Source organism: Algoriphagus sp. (assembly GCF_046296635.1).
Classification (GTDB): domain Bacteria; phylum Bacteroidota; class Bacteroidia; order Cytophagales; family Cyclobacteriaceae; genus Algoriphagus.
The window spans coordinates 57,485-73,305 of sequence record NZ_JBKBKZ010000021.1 but is presented as its reverse complement, the minus strand read 5'-3'; the positions used below and the strand labels follow the sequence as shown (position 1 = coordinate 73,305).

At 41.0% G+C, this 15,821-nt stretch carries 11 protein-coding genes; 8 read left to right on the top strand and 3 right to left on the bottom strand.

Annotated elements, in window-relative coordinates; translation table 11 throughout:
- Positions 1 to 67: 67 nt before the first annotated feature.
- The 5 genes from ACK4HU_RS15040 to ACK4HU_RS15020 all read left to right on the top strand — a co-directional run bounded on the left by ACK4HU_RS15040 (position 68) and on the right by ACK4HU_RS15020 (position 7,894).
- Positions 68 to 850, top strand: coding sequence for an alpha/beta fold hydrolase (locus tag ACK4HU_RS15040; RefSeq protein ID WP_409808103.1), 783 nt, complete (start codon positions 68 to 70; stop codon positions 848 to 850).
- A gap of 18 nt (positions 851 to 868) precedes the next feature.
- A complete protein-coding gene (locus ACK4HU_RS15035) occupies positions 869 to 1,954 on the top strand; it encodes an efflux RND transporter periplasmic adaptor subunit (RefSeq protein ID WP_409808102.1) in 1,086 nt (361 codons plus the stop codon).
- 2 nt (positions 1,955 to 1,956) lie between these two features.
- The gene (locus tag ACK4HU_RS15030; protein ID WP_409808100.1) at positions 1,957 to 5,019 is read left to right on the top strand and encodes an efflux RND transporter permease subunit; all 3,063 of its coding nucleotides are present in this window, start codon (positions 1,957 to 1,959) and stop codon (positions 5,017 to 5,019) included.
- Positions 5,019 to 6,365 carry a TolC family protein gene (locus ACK4HU_RS15025; protein ID WP_409808098.1) on the top strand — a complete coding sequence of 449 codons (1,347 nt, stop codon included), beginning with the start codon at positions 5,019 to 5,021 and terminating at the stop codon, positions 6,363 to 6,365. Before ACK4HU_RS15030 ends, ACK4HU_RS15025 begins: the two co-directional genes overlap by 1 nt.
- A 137-nt stretch (positions 6,366 to 6,502) precedes the next feature.
- Positions 6,503 to 7,894 carry a transglycosylase SLT domain-containing protein gene (locus ACK4HU_RS15020; RefSeq protein WP_409808097.1) on the top strand — a complete coding sequence of 464 codons (1,392 nt, stop codon included), beginning with the start codon at positions 6,503 to 6,505 and terminating at the stop codon, positions 7,892 to 7,894.
- Here the strand turns inward: ACK4HU_RS15020 and ACK4HU_RS15015 are convergent.
- The 3 genes from ACK4HU_RS15015 to ACK4HU_RS15005 all read right to left on the bottom strand — a co-directional run bounded on the left by ACK4HU_RS15015 (position 7,891) and on the right by ACK4HU_RS15005 (position 12,658).
- On the bottom strand, positions 7,891 to 8,364 hold the full coding sequence (locus ACK4HU_RS15015) for a RidA family protein (protein WP_409808095.1): 474 nt from the start codon (positions 8,362 to 8,364) through the stop codon (positions 7,891 to 7,893). The genes ACK4HU_RS15020 and ACK4HU_RS15015 overlap by 4 nt on opposite strands.
- A 185-nt stretch (positions 8,365 to 8,549) precedes the next feature.
- Positions 8,550 to 9,863: a gluconate:H+ symporter gene (locus tag ACK4HU_RS15010; protein WP_409808093.1), complete on the bottom strand. Its 1,314-nt coding sequence runs from the start codon at positions 9,861 to 9,863 to the stop codon at positions 8,550 to 8,552.
- A 476-nt stretch (positions 9,864 to 10,339) separates the two neighbouring features.
- On the bottom strand, positions 10,340 to 12,658 hold the full coding sequence (locus tag ACK4HU_RS15005) for a T9SS type A sorting domain-containing protein (protein ID WP_409808091.1): 2,319 nt from the start codon (positions 12,656 to 12,658) through the stop codon (positions 10,340 to 10,342).
- Between the two features lie 40 nt (positions 12,659 to 12,698).
- On the opposite strand from ACK4HU_RS15005, the gene ACK4HU_RS15000 reads away from it, so the two are divergent.
- The 3 genes from ACK4HU_RS15000 to ACK4HU_RS14990 all read left to right on the top strand — a co-directional run bounded on the left by ACK4HU_RS15000 (position 12,699) and on the right by ACK4HU_RS14990 (position 15,744).
- Positions 12,699 to 13,880, top strand: a complete 1,182-nt coding sequence (locus ACK4HU_RS15000) for a DUF4105 domain-containing protein (RefSeq protein WP_409808090.1) — start codon at positions 12,699 to 12,701, stop codon at positions 13,878 to 13,880.
- A 230-nt stretch (positions 13,881 to 14,110) separates the two neighbouring features.
- Entirely contained in the window at positions 14,111 to 15,238 is a 1,128-nt protein-coding gene (locus ACK4HU_RS14995) for an ImmA/IrrE family metallo-endopeptidase (protein WP_409808088.1), read from the top strand.
- A gap of 5 nt (positions 15,239 to 15,243) precedes the next feature.
- The gene (locus ACK4HU_RS14990; RefSeq protein ID WP_409808086.1) at positions 15,244 to 15,744 is read left to right on the top strand and encodes a DUF4411 family protein; all 501 of its coding nucleotides are present in this window, start codon (positions 15,244 to 15,246) and stop codon (positions 15,742 to 15,744) included.
- The last annotated feature ends 77 nt before the right edge of the window (positions 15,745 to 15,821 follow it).

Sequence of the window (15,821 nt, the reverse complement as noted above, 5' to 3'; positions counted from 1 at the left end):
TTACATAGAATATGCTGTATTTTTGATGTTCGGTAAACTTTTATCCTTTTTGACAGTCTAAGGTCTTATGTTGTATTACAAGGAATTTGTACATCCGCAGAGTACCGAGTGGGTAGTGTTTATCCATGGCGCAGGGGGATCTTCTGCCGTGTGGTATAAGCAGCTCAAGGACTTCAAAAAGGAATTTAATCTCCTCCTGATCGATCTTAGAGGACATGGTAAGTCTGCCGATCTTCCCCAGGATATTTGGGAAGAACGATACACTTTTGAGGCGGTTACCAATGATATCATTGAGGTTCTAGATCATCTCAAGGTTCCTCCGGCCCACTTTATGGGCGTTTCTCTGGGGACCATTCTGGCTCGTCAATTAGCTGAACTGGAGCCTCAGCGCGTCAAATCGCTAGTCATGGCAGGAGCGATTACCCGTCTTACCACCCAAAGCAGGATTCTGGTTTTTCTCGGAAATACCTTCAAGCGTGTCATTCCATACATGTGGCTTTATCGCTTGTTTGCTTTTATTATCATGCCACGCAAACAGCATGAGGAATCACGCAACCTCTTCGTGCGTGAAGCTCAAAAACTTTGTCAAAAAGAATTCATCCGCTGGTTTAAATTGACCAGCGAAATCAATCCTTTGTTGAAATTTTTCAAAGAAAAAGATCTAGGAATCCCAACTCTTTATGTGATGGGTGATCAGGATGTGATGTTTTTGGAACCGGTGAAGAAATTAGTGAAGGAACATAAAAACTCGATTCTTAAAATACTTGAAAAGTGTGGTCATGTAGTCAATGTGGAACAACCCGACCAATTTAATAACCTATCAGTGGCTTTCATCAAAAACCAACAGTAAACAGACCTATTGCCTTAAATGAAAAAACAAACCAAAATTGCTCTGATCATCGGTATCATTGCCATCATTGCTATTGCCTATTTTTACCCGAGAATAAGTAATCAGGGAGGAAGTGCACAGAATTCTGCTGCATCAGGTGGTGGTGCTGGAGGTGCTGGCCAAAATCTTCCTGTAAGTGTGGTTAAGCTTAAAAAGGAGACGCTTCGAAATCAACTTCAGGTGTCAGGGACGATTCTTCCAAATGAATCTGTGAATCTTCGATCCGAAATCTCAGGCTTGGTTACTCGCATAGCTTTTAGAGAAGGTCAATTTGTATCAAAAGGTACTCCACTTGTTTACCTGAATGATGATGAACTCCAAGCGCAATCTCAGCGACTTCAATACACTCAGAAGCTTTTTGAAACTCAAGAAAACCGTCAAAAGCAACTTTTAGCTCGTGAAGCTATCAGTCAAGAAGAATATGACATTGCTCTGAATCAATTTAATACCGCATTGACAGATATTAAACTCGTCGAAGCGCAGCTTTCAAAAACTGTGATCAGAGCACCTTTCAGCGGAATTTTGGGATTAAGACAAGTTTCTGAAGGTTCGGTGATCAGCACCAATGATATCTTGGTCAGTTTGGTAAATATCGATCCGATCAAAATAGAGTTTTCGATACCCGAGCGATATGCAAATCAGGTTACGCTAAACTCTCCGGTTTATTTCTCCAATGAGGGTTCAAAAGAGGAAGTTGAAGGTCGAGTTTTTGCATTTGAGCCTCAGATAGATTTGGCTACTCGAACACTCAAGCTTCGCGCTCAGAGCCCAAATAAAGACAGGAGATTCCTTCCGGGGATGTTTGTGAAAATACGCTTTATACTGGAAGTCACGGAAGAGGCTTTACTGGTTCCTGCAGAGTCGGTTATTCCTGAACTTTCAGGTTACAAGGTTTTTGTGGTAGGAGCTGATGGTAAAGCTGAACAGCGAATTGTTGAAATTGGAACTCGAACAGATACTCAAGTACAGGTCCTCTCCGGACTGAATGAAGGCGATCTGGTACTCACCACGGGTGTAATGCAAGTAAGGCAAGGAATGCCGCTTCAACCTAATCAAATCAATTAAGCATGGCTAGCTTATCTCAAATCAGCATCAATCGGCCAGTTTTGGCCATCGTGATGTCCCTCATCATTCTGCTTTTTGGTGGAATTGGGATTTCTCTTTTGGGTGTTCGTGAATACCCCAGCGTAGACCCTCCTGTGATCAATGTCAGTACAACTTATGTAGGGGCCAACGCTGACGTAATCGAAGCACAGATCACCGAACCTCTTGAAGAACAAATCAACGGTATTCAAGGGATTAAATCTTTGACCTCAATCAGTGCAGACGGTAGAAGTAACATCACCGTTGAATTTGAAGTGGGGGGGGATTTGGAAGCCGCGGCCAATGATGTCCGAGATAAAGTTTCCGGTGCGCAGCGAAACCTACCTCCGGATGCAGACCCACCAGTTGTATCGAAGGCGGATGCCGATTCTCAGCCAATTGTAGGTGTAAATGTGAAGAGTGAAAATAGAAGTCTTTTGGAGCTCTCTGACATAGCTTCGAATATATTCAAGGAAAGGCTTCAGACCATTCCTGGTGTAAGTCGAATCCAGATCTGGGGAGAAAAGGAATATGCGATCCGTCTCAGAATGGATCCACTCAAAATGGCTTCTTATGGTATCACGCCATTGGATGTCTTGCAAAAAGTTCAAAGTGAAAACGTAGAACTTCCTTCAGGAAGAATTGAGGGTCAAAGTATAGAGTTATCAGTGCGTACCAAAAGTAGATTGAGCTCACCGCAAGAATTTAATAACCTTATTGTTAAGGAGGATCAAAGTAATATTGTTCGGTTTCAGGATATAGGAAGTGCAGAGTTAACTGCTTTGAACGAAAAGACAGTACTGAAGCGAGACGGGGTTCCCATGGTTGCGGTAGTTCTTGTACCACTACCTGGGTCTAATAACATCGAAATTGCCGATGAGTTTTATCGCAGGTTGGAGTTTATCAAGAAGGATTTGCCAGCTGATGTAGGAGTCGAAATAGGATTTGATTCTACCAAATATATCCGAAGTTCGATAGCTGAAGTGCAGGAAACGATTATCACCGCATTCATTTTGGTGGTTGCGATTATCTTCCTTTTTCTCCGAGACTGGAGAACGACATTCATTCCGGTACTTACGATTCCGATTTCTTTGATAGGGGTATTTTTTATCATGTATATCATGGATTTTTCCATCAACGTATTGACCTTACTTGGAATAGTCTTATCCATTGGACTAGTGGTCGATGATGCGATTGTAGTTTTGGAGAATATTTACACCCGGATAGAAAAGGGTGAAAATCCTCTTAAAGCCGCAGAAAAGGGATCCGAAGAAATCTTCTTCGCAGTAATTGCAACTACTGTTGCTTTGGCGGCAGTATTCCTTCCGGTTATTTTCCTTACAGGTACTACCGGCCGACTCTTCCGAGAATTTGGAATCGTGGTAGCAGGTGCCGTGATTATTTCTTCCTTTGTGGCCTTAACCATGACTCCAATGTTGAGCGCCAAATTGCTCAAGCGTCGTGAGAAACAAAATGCTTTCTACAATTTCACTGAGCCATTTTATGTATGGTTAAATGACCTGTACGATGCGGCGCTTGGAGCATTCATGAAGGTTCGATGGATCGCATTTCCTATGATTGGAGCAGTAGTATTAGGCATTTATTTTTTGCTTTCACAAATCCCCACCGAACTGGTTCCCACAGAAGACCGGTCTGAATTGAGAATTAATATGTCAGGACCTGAAGGAGCCACCTTTGGCTACATGGGCAATATTGTGGATAAACTGACAGATCAGTTTATGGAAGAAATCCCCGATAGTGAACGTCTCGCGGTAATCAGTGTAACTTCTCCAGGATTTGGTACAGCGAATACTAACTCTGCATTTATCAGACTTTTCCTTACTGATGCAAATCAGCGAACAAGAACCCAACAGGAAATTTTCAATAGTATCAATGCTAAATTGAGAAATGAAACAGCTGTGAGAGCTTTTGCTCAGCAGCCCGTATCCATAGGTGACAGAAGAGGTGGATTACCGGTTCAATATGTAATACAAGCGCCTACAATTGAAAAATTGAAAGAGGCAATTCCGCCTTTTATGGAAGAAGTAGGCAAAAGTCCATTCTTTATTTTCTCTGATATCAACCTGAAGTTTACCAAGCCTGAACTGGAAATAGAGATTGATCGAGAGAGAGCCAGAAACTTGGGAGTATCAGTACAGGAGATTGCCAGGACACTTCAACTATCCTACTCAGGTCAGCGATTTGCCTATTTCATCCGTGATGGTAAGCAATATCAGGTTTTGGGTGAAATGCGGCTTCAAGACAGAAATGAACCTGTCAATCTTAGAATGCTCTATGTGCGGGGAGAAAATAATCAGTTGGTTCAGCTGGATAACCTAGTGAAAGTGATTGAGAAGAGTACACCTCCACAGCTTTATAGATTCAATCGTTTTGTAAGTGCGACCGTTTCGGCAAACCTTGCAGAAGGATTGACTATCGGTTCTGGATTGGATGAAATGGATCGAATTGCTGCGGAGGTATTGGATGATTCTTTCTCTACGGATGTTTCCGGTCCTTCCAAGGAATTTAGAGAAAGCTCCAACAGCTTATTGTTTGCTTTCGTTTTTGCTCTAATCTTGATCTACTTGGTTCTTTCGGCTCAGTTCGAAAGTTTCTTGGATCCACTGACGATCATGTTTACCGTTCCTCTTGCGATCTTTGGGGCCTTGGCTACCTTATGGTTTTTTGACTTTACGCTTAATATATTCAGTCAAATTGGGATAATCATGTTGATCGGTTTGGTGACCAAAAATGGAATCCTGATCGTGGAATTTGCCAATCAGCGAAAAGCACAAGGGATGGATGTGCAGGAAGCAATCTATGGAGCTGCTGTAGCTCGTTTCAGACCAATTCTGATGACGAGTTTATCTACTATTCTTGGGATTTTACCAATCGCACTGGCATTGGGTGCTGGTGCAGAAAGCCGGGTACCCATGGGCGCTGCAGTAATCGGCGGTCTGGCTTTTGCCACGATTTTGACCTTGTTTATAATCCCTGCCGTTTACACTTTCCTCACTTCCAAAAAAGGAAGATTAGCAAGAATTTAATGAAGAAATTAGCGATTTTGCTCATTTTGAGCTTTTGTGTCTCGAATTTACGAGCTCAGGTTCAGGATATATTGGATCTTGAAAAAGCGATTCAGATTGGTTTGGAAAATAATCTCCAAGTCAAAATTGGAGTTGAAAATATAGCCCTTAGGGATCTGGATAAGAAAATCGGGGTTGGGTCATTCTTTATGCCAACCGTTGACGCCACTTATTTACGTTCTTTTTCAATAGAAGATGTGACGCAGACTTTTGTCAGTGACCCAGAGAATCCCCGTCAAATAGATGATGCCAAATCAAAAAATAAATCCTACAGCTTTGTCGGAATTTATGGTTTCAGGCCCGAAAGCATTATCACAATGAAGCGATTGGGTGTGTTATCAGAGATTAGTGAGTTGGATTCAAAAGTAATTGTAGAGAATACGGTCGCAGGAATTTCTACAGCTTATTATTTATTGATTCTAGAGCTTCAGCGTTATCAAGTATTAAAACAGACCCTCCTACTTAGTAAAGCGCGTTTAAATATTGCTCAAGCCCAATATGAGTTGGGTGGTGCAGGCAAAAGGGATTATCTGACTGCACAGGTTGATTATAATGCTGACTCCAGTTTATTAATTACTCAAGAGCAAATCATTCAAAATTCGAGGGTTAATCTGAATGAGTTGATGGCAGTTGATCCCGGTATCGAATATTTTATTCAGGATTCTACTATCACTTTGGGGGAACGTCTGTCATTGGGATCTCTAACGGAAAACGCTTTTCTTGAAAATAAACTCTTGCTGGTCAATCAGAGGCTAAATAACGATGCATATCTCCAGATTAAAGAATTACAAGTCTCACGTCTTCCCGGCCTTAATTTGAATTCCACTTTCACCAATCAGGTATTTAATTCCGACGCAGGATTCCTTATCCAAAATGAAAGACAAGGATTGAATTATGGAGGAAATATTTCTTTTAATCTTTTCAGTGGCTTGACCTTAAACCGAAGAATACAAAGTGCTAAAGTCAATAAGCGGATTCAGGACTATTCCTTGGATCAATATGAAATTCAATTGAAATCTGATATTCAAAGGTCCTATAATATCTACACCAAGAACCTCCAATTGTTGAAAATTGAAGAGGTCAACTATGAGGTAGCTAAAGAGAATTCTGAAATTGCTTTAGAACGTTTCAGATTAGGTATTGCCTCCTATCTAGAATTTAGAGACGCGCAAGTAAACCTCCTTACTGCTGAAAACCGACTGATCACTGCCATCTATTCTATAAAAGAGCAGGAAATTGAACTAAAAAGGCTCAGTGGTAAAATCTTCTTTGAAAACAGCAGTCAGGATTTTCTCATAAATCCCTGAGCATTAACTGCTACTTAAAAACGGGGCAATGTATGTCCCGTTTTTTATTTGCTTTTTTTAACGATCGCTTTATTTTTATTTTGGCATAGCCTTTGCCAAATAGCCCTTCTAACCATCAGGGGTCTTCCTCCCTTGGAATGAAAAAACTAATTATAGCTACTGTTTCTACATTGGTATTACTTTTTGCCGGAGTACAATGTACATTTTTTGAAAACCGAATTCAGCAGGTTTTCCAGGAGCCCTATATATTTGATTTACAGTCAATTAAGAGCAGAGGTACACTTCGTGCTGCCGTTGACAATAACTCCACAGCCTATTATATTTATCGAGGAAGAAGAATGGGCTACGAGTATGAGCTTTTAAGGGATTTAGGAAAAAGTCTTGGGGTTCAGCTTGAATTGGTCGTCTTGGATGATATTGATGAGGCCTTTGAATACCTTGAATCCGGCAAAGTCGACCTCATTGCGATGAATCTGGAAAATACTAAACGACGAAATACTCGGGCATCATTCACCAATTATCTGGGAACAATGAGCAGCGTGGTGGTAGGGCGAAAGCCAAATGAAAGAACGGTCACTTGGCAGGAAATAGGAGCGGACACTATTTATATCAGAAAGGGTACAGTTTATCCGGATCAGCTAGAAATAATTAAGGATTCCCTCAACCTAAGTTTTACCATACTGGAGACAGTTGATCACGAAGAAAACCTGATTGATCAGATTGCTGATAAAAAAATTAAATGGACCGTTGCGGATCGCAACATTGCCAAAGCCAATCAAACCTATTACCCAGGCTTGGACGCATCACTCAAAGTTTCTGAAAACGGAACGGTAGCGTGGGCAGTTCGAAAAAATTCCCCTCACCTTTTGGAAGAAATCAATTCTTGGTTGGGTGAAAAAAAGAATCGATTCATTCCTGATTTATATGCTAAATATTTTCTTAGTCCCCGCAATAATTTCTATAGAACGAACAGCCCTTACTCTTCTTTGGCGGGAAATCGAATTTCAATCTTTGATGAGTTGATTCAAGAAAGTTCAAGGGAGTTGGGTTGGGATTGGAGACTTCTTGCGGCTTTGGTTTACAAGGAATCCGGTTTTGATACCACTGCGCTTTCCTATGCCGGGGCAGAGGGATTATTACAATTGATGCCAGTTACGCTTGCGCGATTTGGAGTTACCGATCCAAGTGATCCTTTTCAGTCCCTTCAAGGTGGTGTGAAATACCTACAATACTTGGATAAATTTTGGAGAGCACGTGTGCCGGATACAAATGAAAGGATACGGTTTATCCTTGCATCCTATAATATCGGACAAGGTCACGTAGAAGATGCTTGGAGGCTGACTCTTAAATATGGGAAAAACACGCAAAGTTGGGAGGATGTCGCCTACTTCCTCAAATTAAAAAGCGATCCCGAATTTTATCGGGATCCTATGGTCAAAAGTGGCTTTGCAAAAGGACATATCGCAGTCAATTATGTTCGGGATATTTTGAATCTCTTCGAATCTTATAAAGACTTGGTTAATCCCTAAAGCCCTTCATGGAGCTCAAAAAGAGCTTCAATTTCTACCGGAATGTTATCCGGGAGAGAACCCATTCCCACAGCTGATCGTACGCCAATTCCATTTTCCTCTCCCCACACACTCGCAAATAGTTCGCTGCAGCCGTTGATTATATAAGGATGTCGCTCGAAGCTTGGAGTGCAATTCACCATTCCCAAAACCTTGATTACTCGCTTGATTTTGTTGAGCGAGCCGATATTGGCTTTGATGGTCGCAAGCATGGCAAGACCAACTTGTCTAGCTGCTAATTTCCCTTGATCGATATCCAGATCTAAACCTATTCTGCCGATGATCAGTGATCCGTCAGGCTTTACCGTTCCGTGACCTGATAGGTAGAGATATTTTCCATCAATCAGGCAGGGTTTGTACACACCAAGAGGCTTTGGGGCAGGAGGGAGCGTAAGTCCAAGTTTGGTAAAGTTTATTTCAGGGGTTTCCATATTATTTATTTTTTAATTCATGTATCCGCAATCATGCACATACCTATTTAGAATTTGGCTTTAATGATGAATTGGGTCAAACTCCCCCTTTTTTAAAGGGGGCAAGGGGGATTCAAACCGCAATTAAATCTGGTTTCTAAAGCATACGTACAACATTCTGAATAGTCATATTTATTAAAATGAAATTAGACAAAAAGATCTAAAATCAGGACGCCAAATAATCCCACCACAGCGACGATGGTCTCCATCAGCGACCAGGATTTGATAGTGTCCTTGATGCTGACATTGAAATATTCCTTGAACATCCAGAATCCCCCGTCATTGAAGTGGGAAAACATCAAACTGCCTGCACCGATCGAAAGTACCAGCAGGTTTGGATCTACATTCATCGTAGTGACGAGTGGAGCAATAATGCCGGCAGTTGTCAAGCCTGCGACTGTGGCCGAACCCACACACACGCGAATCACGGCTGTAATTAGCCAAGCTAGAATAAGCGGATGCATTTCCCAGGTTTTCAGACTCTCAGCAATGGTTAAGCTTACTCCTGTATCAGTGAAAATTTGCTTAAGGGCACCTGCACCTGCTATTATTAGTAATATCATGGAGACATCCTTAGTAGCCACGGTATAGATATCCATGAGCTTAACCATAGAGGAACCCCGGAGAAGACCAAGCGAATAAGTCGCATAGAGCAAGGAAACCAGCATTACTATCCCCGGATCAGCGATAAAATAAACAAAGGGGCTCAAGGGGTCTTCCTTGGAAATATTCAAGCTTAGGGCTGTAGTTCCAATCAGTAAGATTACGGGTAGCAAAGCGGTGAAAATACTGTTTCCGATTCCCGGAAGTTCGTGCTCTGGTTTTGGTTCGGCCTGAAAAGTTTTGAGTGGCTGGGACTTGATGTTTTTGAGAAAAGGTGCAAAAAGTGGCCCCGCAATGATGATGGTAGGAATGGCAATGATAAAACCGTAGAAAAGTGTCAGCCCCATATTTGCATCGAATTGAGAAACCAAAGCAGCTGGCGAGGGATGTGGAGGTAAAAAACCATGCGTCACTGAAAGCGCAGCAAGCAATGGAATTCCCACATAAACTGCCGGGAGCTTGTATTGATAGGAAACGGTGAAGGCAAGTGGTACGAGTAGCACAAAACCCACATTATAGAAAAGCGGAATTCCCACGATCAAACCTGTAAAAGCCATTGCCCAGGTCATGTGCTTCGCTCCAAAGATCTTCATCAGAAATCCGGCTATTCGTTGCGCAGCCCCACTTTCGGCAACAAGTTTACCGAGCATGGCACCGGTGATAATGACGATTACGAGATCACCCAACATGGCGCCCATTCCTCTTTGGACAGATTTGGCGACTTGATCTGCGGGAAGGCCGAGCATTAAACCTCCGGCGATGGAGGCAATCAGAAAGGCCAGAAAAGGATTGAGCTTGGCCCATACGATCAGGAGCACCAGGATCGCAATGCTGAGCAATACAAAAACAAAGGTCATAGGTTGGGTTGGGGTTTGCGAAGTAAGTTAGGAAAAAGGGTGAAAAGTGCATTTTCACTTTAAATAAAAGTGTATTGAGTTTTACAATGTCTCAATTTACTAAAGCTTGGTTGCCCTGCTTCTCCTGAAGCCGGGCTTTGCATCTGATCTCCAATTTTATACAACTCGACTCCCCCTTAATCCAAAAGTCCTTGAAAGGATAATTTCTATCAGTCAAAGGGCGTACGTGGATATTCAAAAATATGATCTCTTGTGATTTATTGATATTAATTCATATTTCCCCGTTTCCTTGACTGTTTTGATTTGGCTTAAGCCCGATTTTGATGATAATTCTCGGAGGAACGGGCTAAAGCCACATTCCTATTTATGGAAAAGAACTTTCAAATTGTTTCCCCGTGCCATTCCAGTATTGAGTCTCAGTTCAAACCTATTCTTAGTGTACCTTTCATAGGGGTGCCAATTAATTCCCTCCAGGTCTATCGCCTCATTAACCTGCCTGTTAATTCATTCCCTTCTGAAATTACCCTGATCAAGTACAAGCCCGGGGCGAGATTCGTGACCAAATCAGAAAGATTATCTACAAGGAATTTGGAATGAAAAATCACCTTACCCTGCGAATCCTGAAGAATCAGATCAGCTTCAGAAGTATCTATAAAATCTGGAAGAATCAGGTTTAAATTTCCTGAAAAATATGGGTTAGGATAAATTATGAGTTGGTCTTTTGGAAGCAACTCTTTAGAAATAGCAACTTTCGTCACCTCACTCCAAGTCGATCTTCCTGAGAAATCTACCTGCCGAACTCGGTAATAAGTATCTCGAAATTTCTGGGCTGAGTTGTCAAGAAATTGATATTCTCTGGGTGAATCTGTATCTCCCATTGAATTGATCACCCCAACTTTTGCCCATTCTCCTGCTGTGGGATTAACACTGCTATATACTTCATATAGCAGGTTATCCCTTTCATTTGCGACTTTCCAGGTGATTAGATTCCCTGCGCTTGTTGATTTAGCTCTTTTTTCCAGCCAAGTCACGGGCAATATGGAAAGGGTTCGATAACTGCCTATAGTAAAGTTTACATCCAACAGCTCCGTAAAAGTCAAGTCCCGCCTTGCCCATAATTTTACAGGATCTTCCCCCGGTAAATGTGACCCGGGTGCAGCGTATCCTGTCCCAACAATTCTTAAATCGTCCACATTATCCACGATCAGATCGGCTGCAGAGATTCTCAATTCCAGTGGATTTGAACTGGGAGTGAGATCCGAGAATTGGAAGTAGCTGAAAAGCCTGTACAAAATTTCAGTATCATCATTATCGGTAAATCCCGAATTGTATTCCGCACCTTTATACTCTGTAAAATTAATAGAGAGATTTCCTCCAGCTGAGGTTCCTAAAAGCTGCACTTTTCGGATTCCTCCGTTTTGCGTGTCCTCAAAAGGGAATGTGGAGTTTGTTTCATTGAGGTTGAATGGAATTCCGAAATAGGTGAGCTTCCCAATATTCCTCCAAGAACCTCCGGAAAAATTAAGTGATCCTGCCAATCCAGTGTTTATTAGTAAATCATTCCATCCCAGATCCATCCGGCCTTGAGTCAGGGTGAGATTGCGTTGAACAGTGAGATTAGCATTTGGATAAAAAACTCCCCCGGTTTTATTCAAATTAAGGTCTCTCACAACAAGTGGGAAACCTAGGACCTCCTGATCTGAGCCTCCAAGCAAAGTCAGGCTGGTTGCCGTCGCGATAAAGTTGCCGGTTCCACTTTTTTCTAAATCTCCTAAAAGTGATAAAGTAGGAGGCAAGGTTAGGTTTTGTGTTCCTTGAAGCTCGACATCCCGAACAGCATTTGGAATTGTGGCATCAGCATATGAACTGGATAGGTAGGTTTTCGCAGTAGTTCCACCTCGATAGATTACTCTTCCATTCAGCTGAAAGTTAGCAGATTCTATTCTGGGGTTTGCCCCATCCAAAATAAGGGTCCCTCCGTTTTGAAGGTCGAAGTTGAGTGCGCTTGTTGTTCCACTTGTGGATCGATTAAGAATATTTGCATTGCATTCTGAAATGAATGTTGCACCTGATTCGATGATTAGTTCTCCAAATGGTCCTGTTCCAAAAACTGTGGTTTCCGTGTTGAAAGAAAGTGTAAAACAAACATTTGGTAGGACCGATGTATCCACTTTTTGCAATATTTGACCAGATCTAACTGTAAATGACAGAGCCTTAAAAGGTGCTTCCAAAACAAACTGTTCCCCGAGATCAGGCTCAAAAATTACAGAAAATCGACTTTGGGTAGTTTGCCCACTCCAACTAGCCTTTTGAATAAGAGTCCGACTATTTCCCTTAAAAGTCAATGTACTATTCACATTATTTCCAATCCAATTTTGACTGTTCCAAGCATTTCCGGGAGTTCCAGGAGCTGCCCCCGAAAAGGCCTGAAGCGTTCCAAAAATATCCAGGTTGTGACCATTCAGATTAAGTTTTTGAGCGGCACCCGTTTCAGCATTTATAAAAACACTTTTTACTGACTCATTTCCAACAAGTCTGAGGGTATGCGTTTGATCGATGTAGATATCATTAGTTTCGTCCGGTTTAAATAAAGCAGGATTCCAAGTGAAACCATCCCAAACATTCCAAATGGAAATGTCCGGAAAGTCACCTGAAATAATTGTTTTGTATGCATTGAGTTCTTGTGAAAATGAGGTCGGTAGAATTGGGCACACTCCAACAACTGCCAGGAATAACCTGTATATTCGGCGGATAAAAAACACCTTCCACGAGATAGAACAATCATTATTATTCATAAAAATTTAGGTTTCGAAAAAAGTATTTTAAGTTAATAAAATGAAAGCGAAAAATAAATCACTTTTCCTCTTTTTTTTGTTGATTATCACCGCTTTAGCCCCAGCAAAAGCTCAACTCTATGAAATAAGTCTTCTCACCTGCGATCCCGGAAAGGAGCTATATAGCAGTTTTGGTCATAGTGCTATTCGGATGAGAGAGATCGGAGGAGATCAGGATTTGATTTTTAACTTCGGGACTTTTGACTTCAAAACCCCAAACTTCTACGGGAAATTTGCGACGGGCAAGCTTGACTATATGCTCAGCGTGAGTACCTACACGGATTTTATTCGGGAGTACGATTATTATCAGCGTGACGTGAGGGAGCAGATTTTAAGTTTGAATGAACAGCAGAAGGATCTCCTGATTCAGCACCTATGGGCACATTATAGTCCCGACAGAAGATATTACCGCTATGATTTTTTCTTCAATAATTGCGCTACCAAAATCAGAGATGCTTTTGAAATTGCTCTTGGGAAAGAGTTGGTTTGGAATGATTCGTCCAGAATGGAGGAGAAGACCTTCCGAAACTTAATTGATGAATACGTTTATCCTTTGCCTTGGGCTGATCTGGGGATAGATCTGGCTTTGGGTTCTGTCATCGATCGGAAAGCCAGTGATAGGGAAGCGCAGTTTTTACCCGATTACATGGAAACCGCTTTTGCCAATGCGTCTATTGTGGGAGATGGTCCGACCAGACCGCTGGTGAAGGAGTCACGGGTGATTTTGCAATATCCTGATGAAGAATTCAAAATGGATCCGATTAACCCCTATTTCATTTTCTGGGGAGTAGCCATTCTTTTTACCGGGATCACCTTTTTTGGACATAAGAAGAAGCGCCTCTTCCTGGGATTTGATGTTGCCCTTTTCTCTATTCTTGGGATTTTGGGATTGGTGGTTACATTCCTTTGGTTTTTTACAGACCATTCGGCTACCAAATGGAACTGGAATCTCCTTTGGGTATTTCCCGGACACTTGGTTTTAGCCTGGGGATTATTGAAAAAGGAGTTGCAACCTTGGGTAAGAAAATATCTGCTATTTGCCTTGATTATGGCTGATGCAGCGGTCGTCTTCTGGATTTTGGGTTGGCAGTCTTTCCATCCAAGTTTGATTCCGATTCTTTTGGTGATTATCCTGCGGACGAATTATCTGTATTATAATATTGGAGTTACCGTAAAGCGCTGAATTCCGTTAAACAAGATCAGATAATTAAGAAAGTTCTGTTTAAGTTTTTGGGTTTTGAGATTTTACTAAATTGGTATTATGAAATCGAGCCTGCCTAAGGTAGACAGGTATAACTAAGAGCATCCACAGAAGTATGATTATCAACCATCTGCTGGCCTTTTGGCAGGTGCGAAGATTCCACCTGCCTGCCGGCAGGCAGGTATGGCCTTTAAGAATCAAATTACAATCAAATGAAAAACGAAGTTAATGTTAATGTGAACATTCTTACCTGGGCAATAGATCGTGCGGGGTATGAGTTACAAACATTTACAGAAAAATTTCCTAAGGTTCAACTCTGGTTAATAGGCGAAAAGAATCCAACAGTCAAACAGCTAGAGGAATTTTCTAAAAAAGTTCACCTTCCATTTGGGTACTTTTTTTTGTCAGAACCGCCAAAAGAGAACCTACCGATCCCTTTTTTCAGGACTAATGGCAAAAAGGCTCAAAAAGTGAGTATAAATGTCTACGATACTATCTTGTTGTTGCAGCAAAGACAAGATTGGCTAAAAAGTTACTTAATCGAAAATGAATTTAGACCACTTTCTTTTGTCGGAAAATTTGAGAATAAAACGGACATTAAGGAAATTGTTAGAGACATACGCAGGACTTTAAATTTACCTGAAACTTGGGCAAGTGGGTTTAAAACCTGGCAAGAAGCTCAAAACCATTTAGTATCTCATATCGAGGATAGAGGAATTATTACAGTTTTTAATGGGGTTGTAGAAAATAATGGGCATCGGATAATTCCAGTCGATGATTGCCGAGGATTTGTTTTAGTTGATGAAATGGCTCCTTTCATGTTTATCAATAATTCGGATTGGAAATCTGCACAGATGTTCACTATAGCCCACGAATTAGCTCATATTTGGACAGGGCATAGTGCTGGATTCGATTTTAGGAAACTTCTGCCCGCGGACGACCCGATTGAAAAACTATGTGACAAAGTAGCTGCTGAATTTTTAGTTCCTGAAATTGCTTTTAATAAAGTATGGAGACTGAAACCAAGCTTTAGTCATGCTTCTCGTTTCTTTAAAGTAAGTGAAATTGTTATTGCTAGAAGAGCTTTGGACATAGGAAAGATGAGTAAGAAAGAATTCTTTGCATTTTATAATGATTATTCCAAAAGAGAATTCCTAAAAAAAGATAACCAAAGTTCTGGTGGTGATTTTTATGCGACTACGAGAAAGCGATTGAGTATGACATTTGCTTCTCATGTAAATAATGCTGTAAAAAGCGGTAATTTATTGTATCGTGATGCTTACAAACTCACCAGCTTAAAAGGTGATACATTTCAAAACTTTTTTTCAAAGCACTTTTAAATGGAATGGAAATTTATGTTCTAGATAGCAATTTTTTTATACAAGCTCACAGAGCGAGTTATCCTTTGGATGTTGCTTTTAGTTTCTGGAATAAAGTTAAGCACTTGGCTGTAAATGGCCGAATCATATGTATTGACAAAGTCAAAAATGAGCTTTATGATAAAAATGATGCGCTAGAAGAGTGGTGTTTGAATAATTTACCTGAAGACTTTTTTAAGGACACCTCACAAATAATGGCCTCCTACGGAGAAATATCAGCATGGGCCATTTCAAAAAATGACCACTATATGCAGAATGCTTTAAATGAATTTTTAGATGCTGAAGAAGCAGATGCATTTTTACTAGCCTATTGTCTGTCCAATAAAGAAAGTAGAATTGTAGTTACCCATGAAACAAGCAATCCAAATCAAAAAAACAAAATAAAGATTCCTGAACCATGCAAGGCTTTTGGTATAAGATTTTGCAATACAATAGAAATGTTTAGAAGGCTGGGAGAAACTTTCTAGTTTTAGAACAACTGTTTTCTAAATAAGAAGTAAAATTAATAACACCTGATTTCAGCGTTCCGAAAACCTTTTTCCCT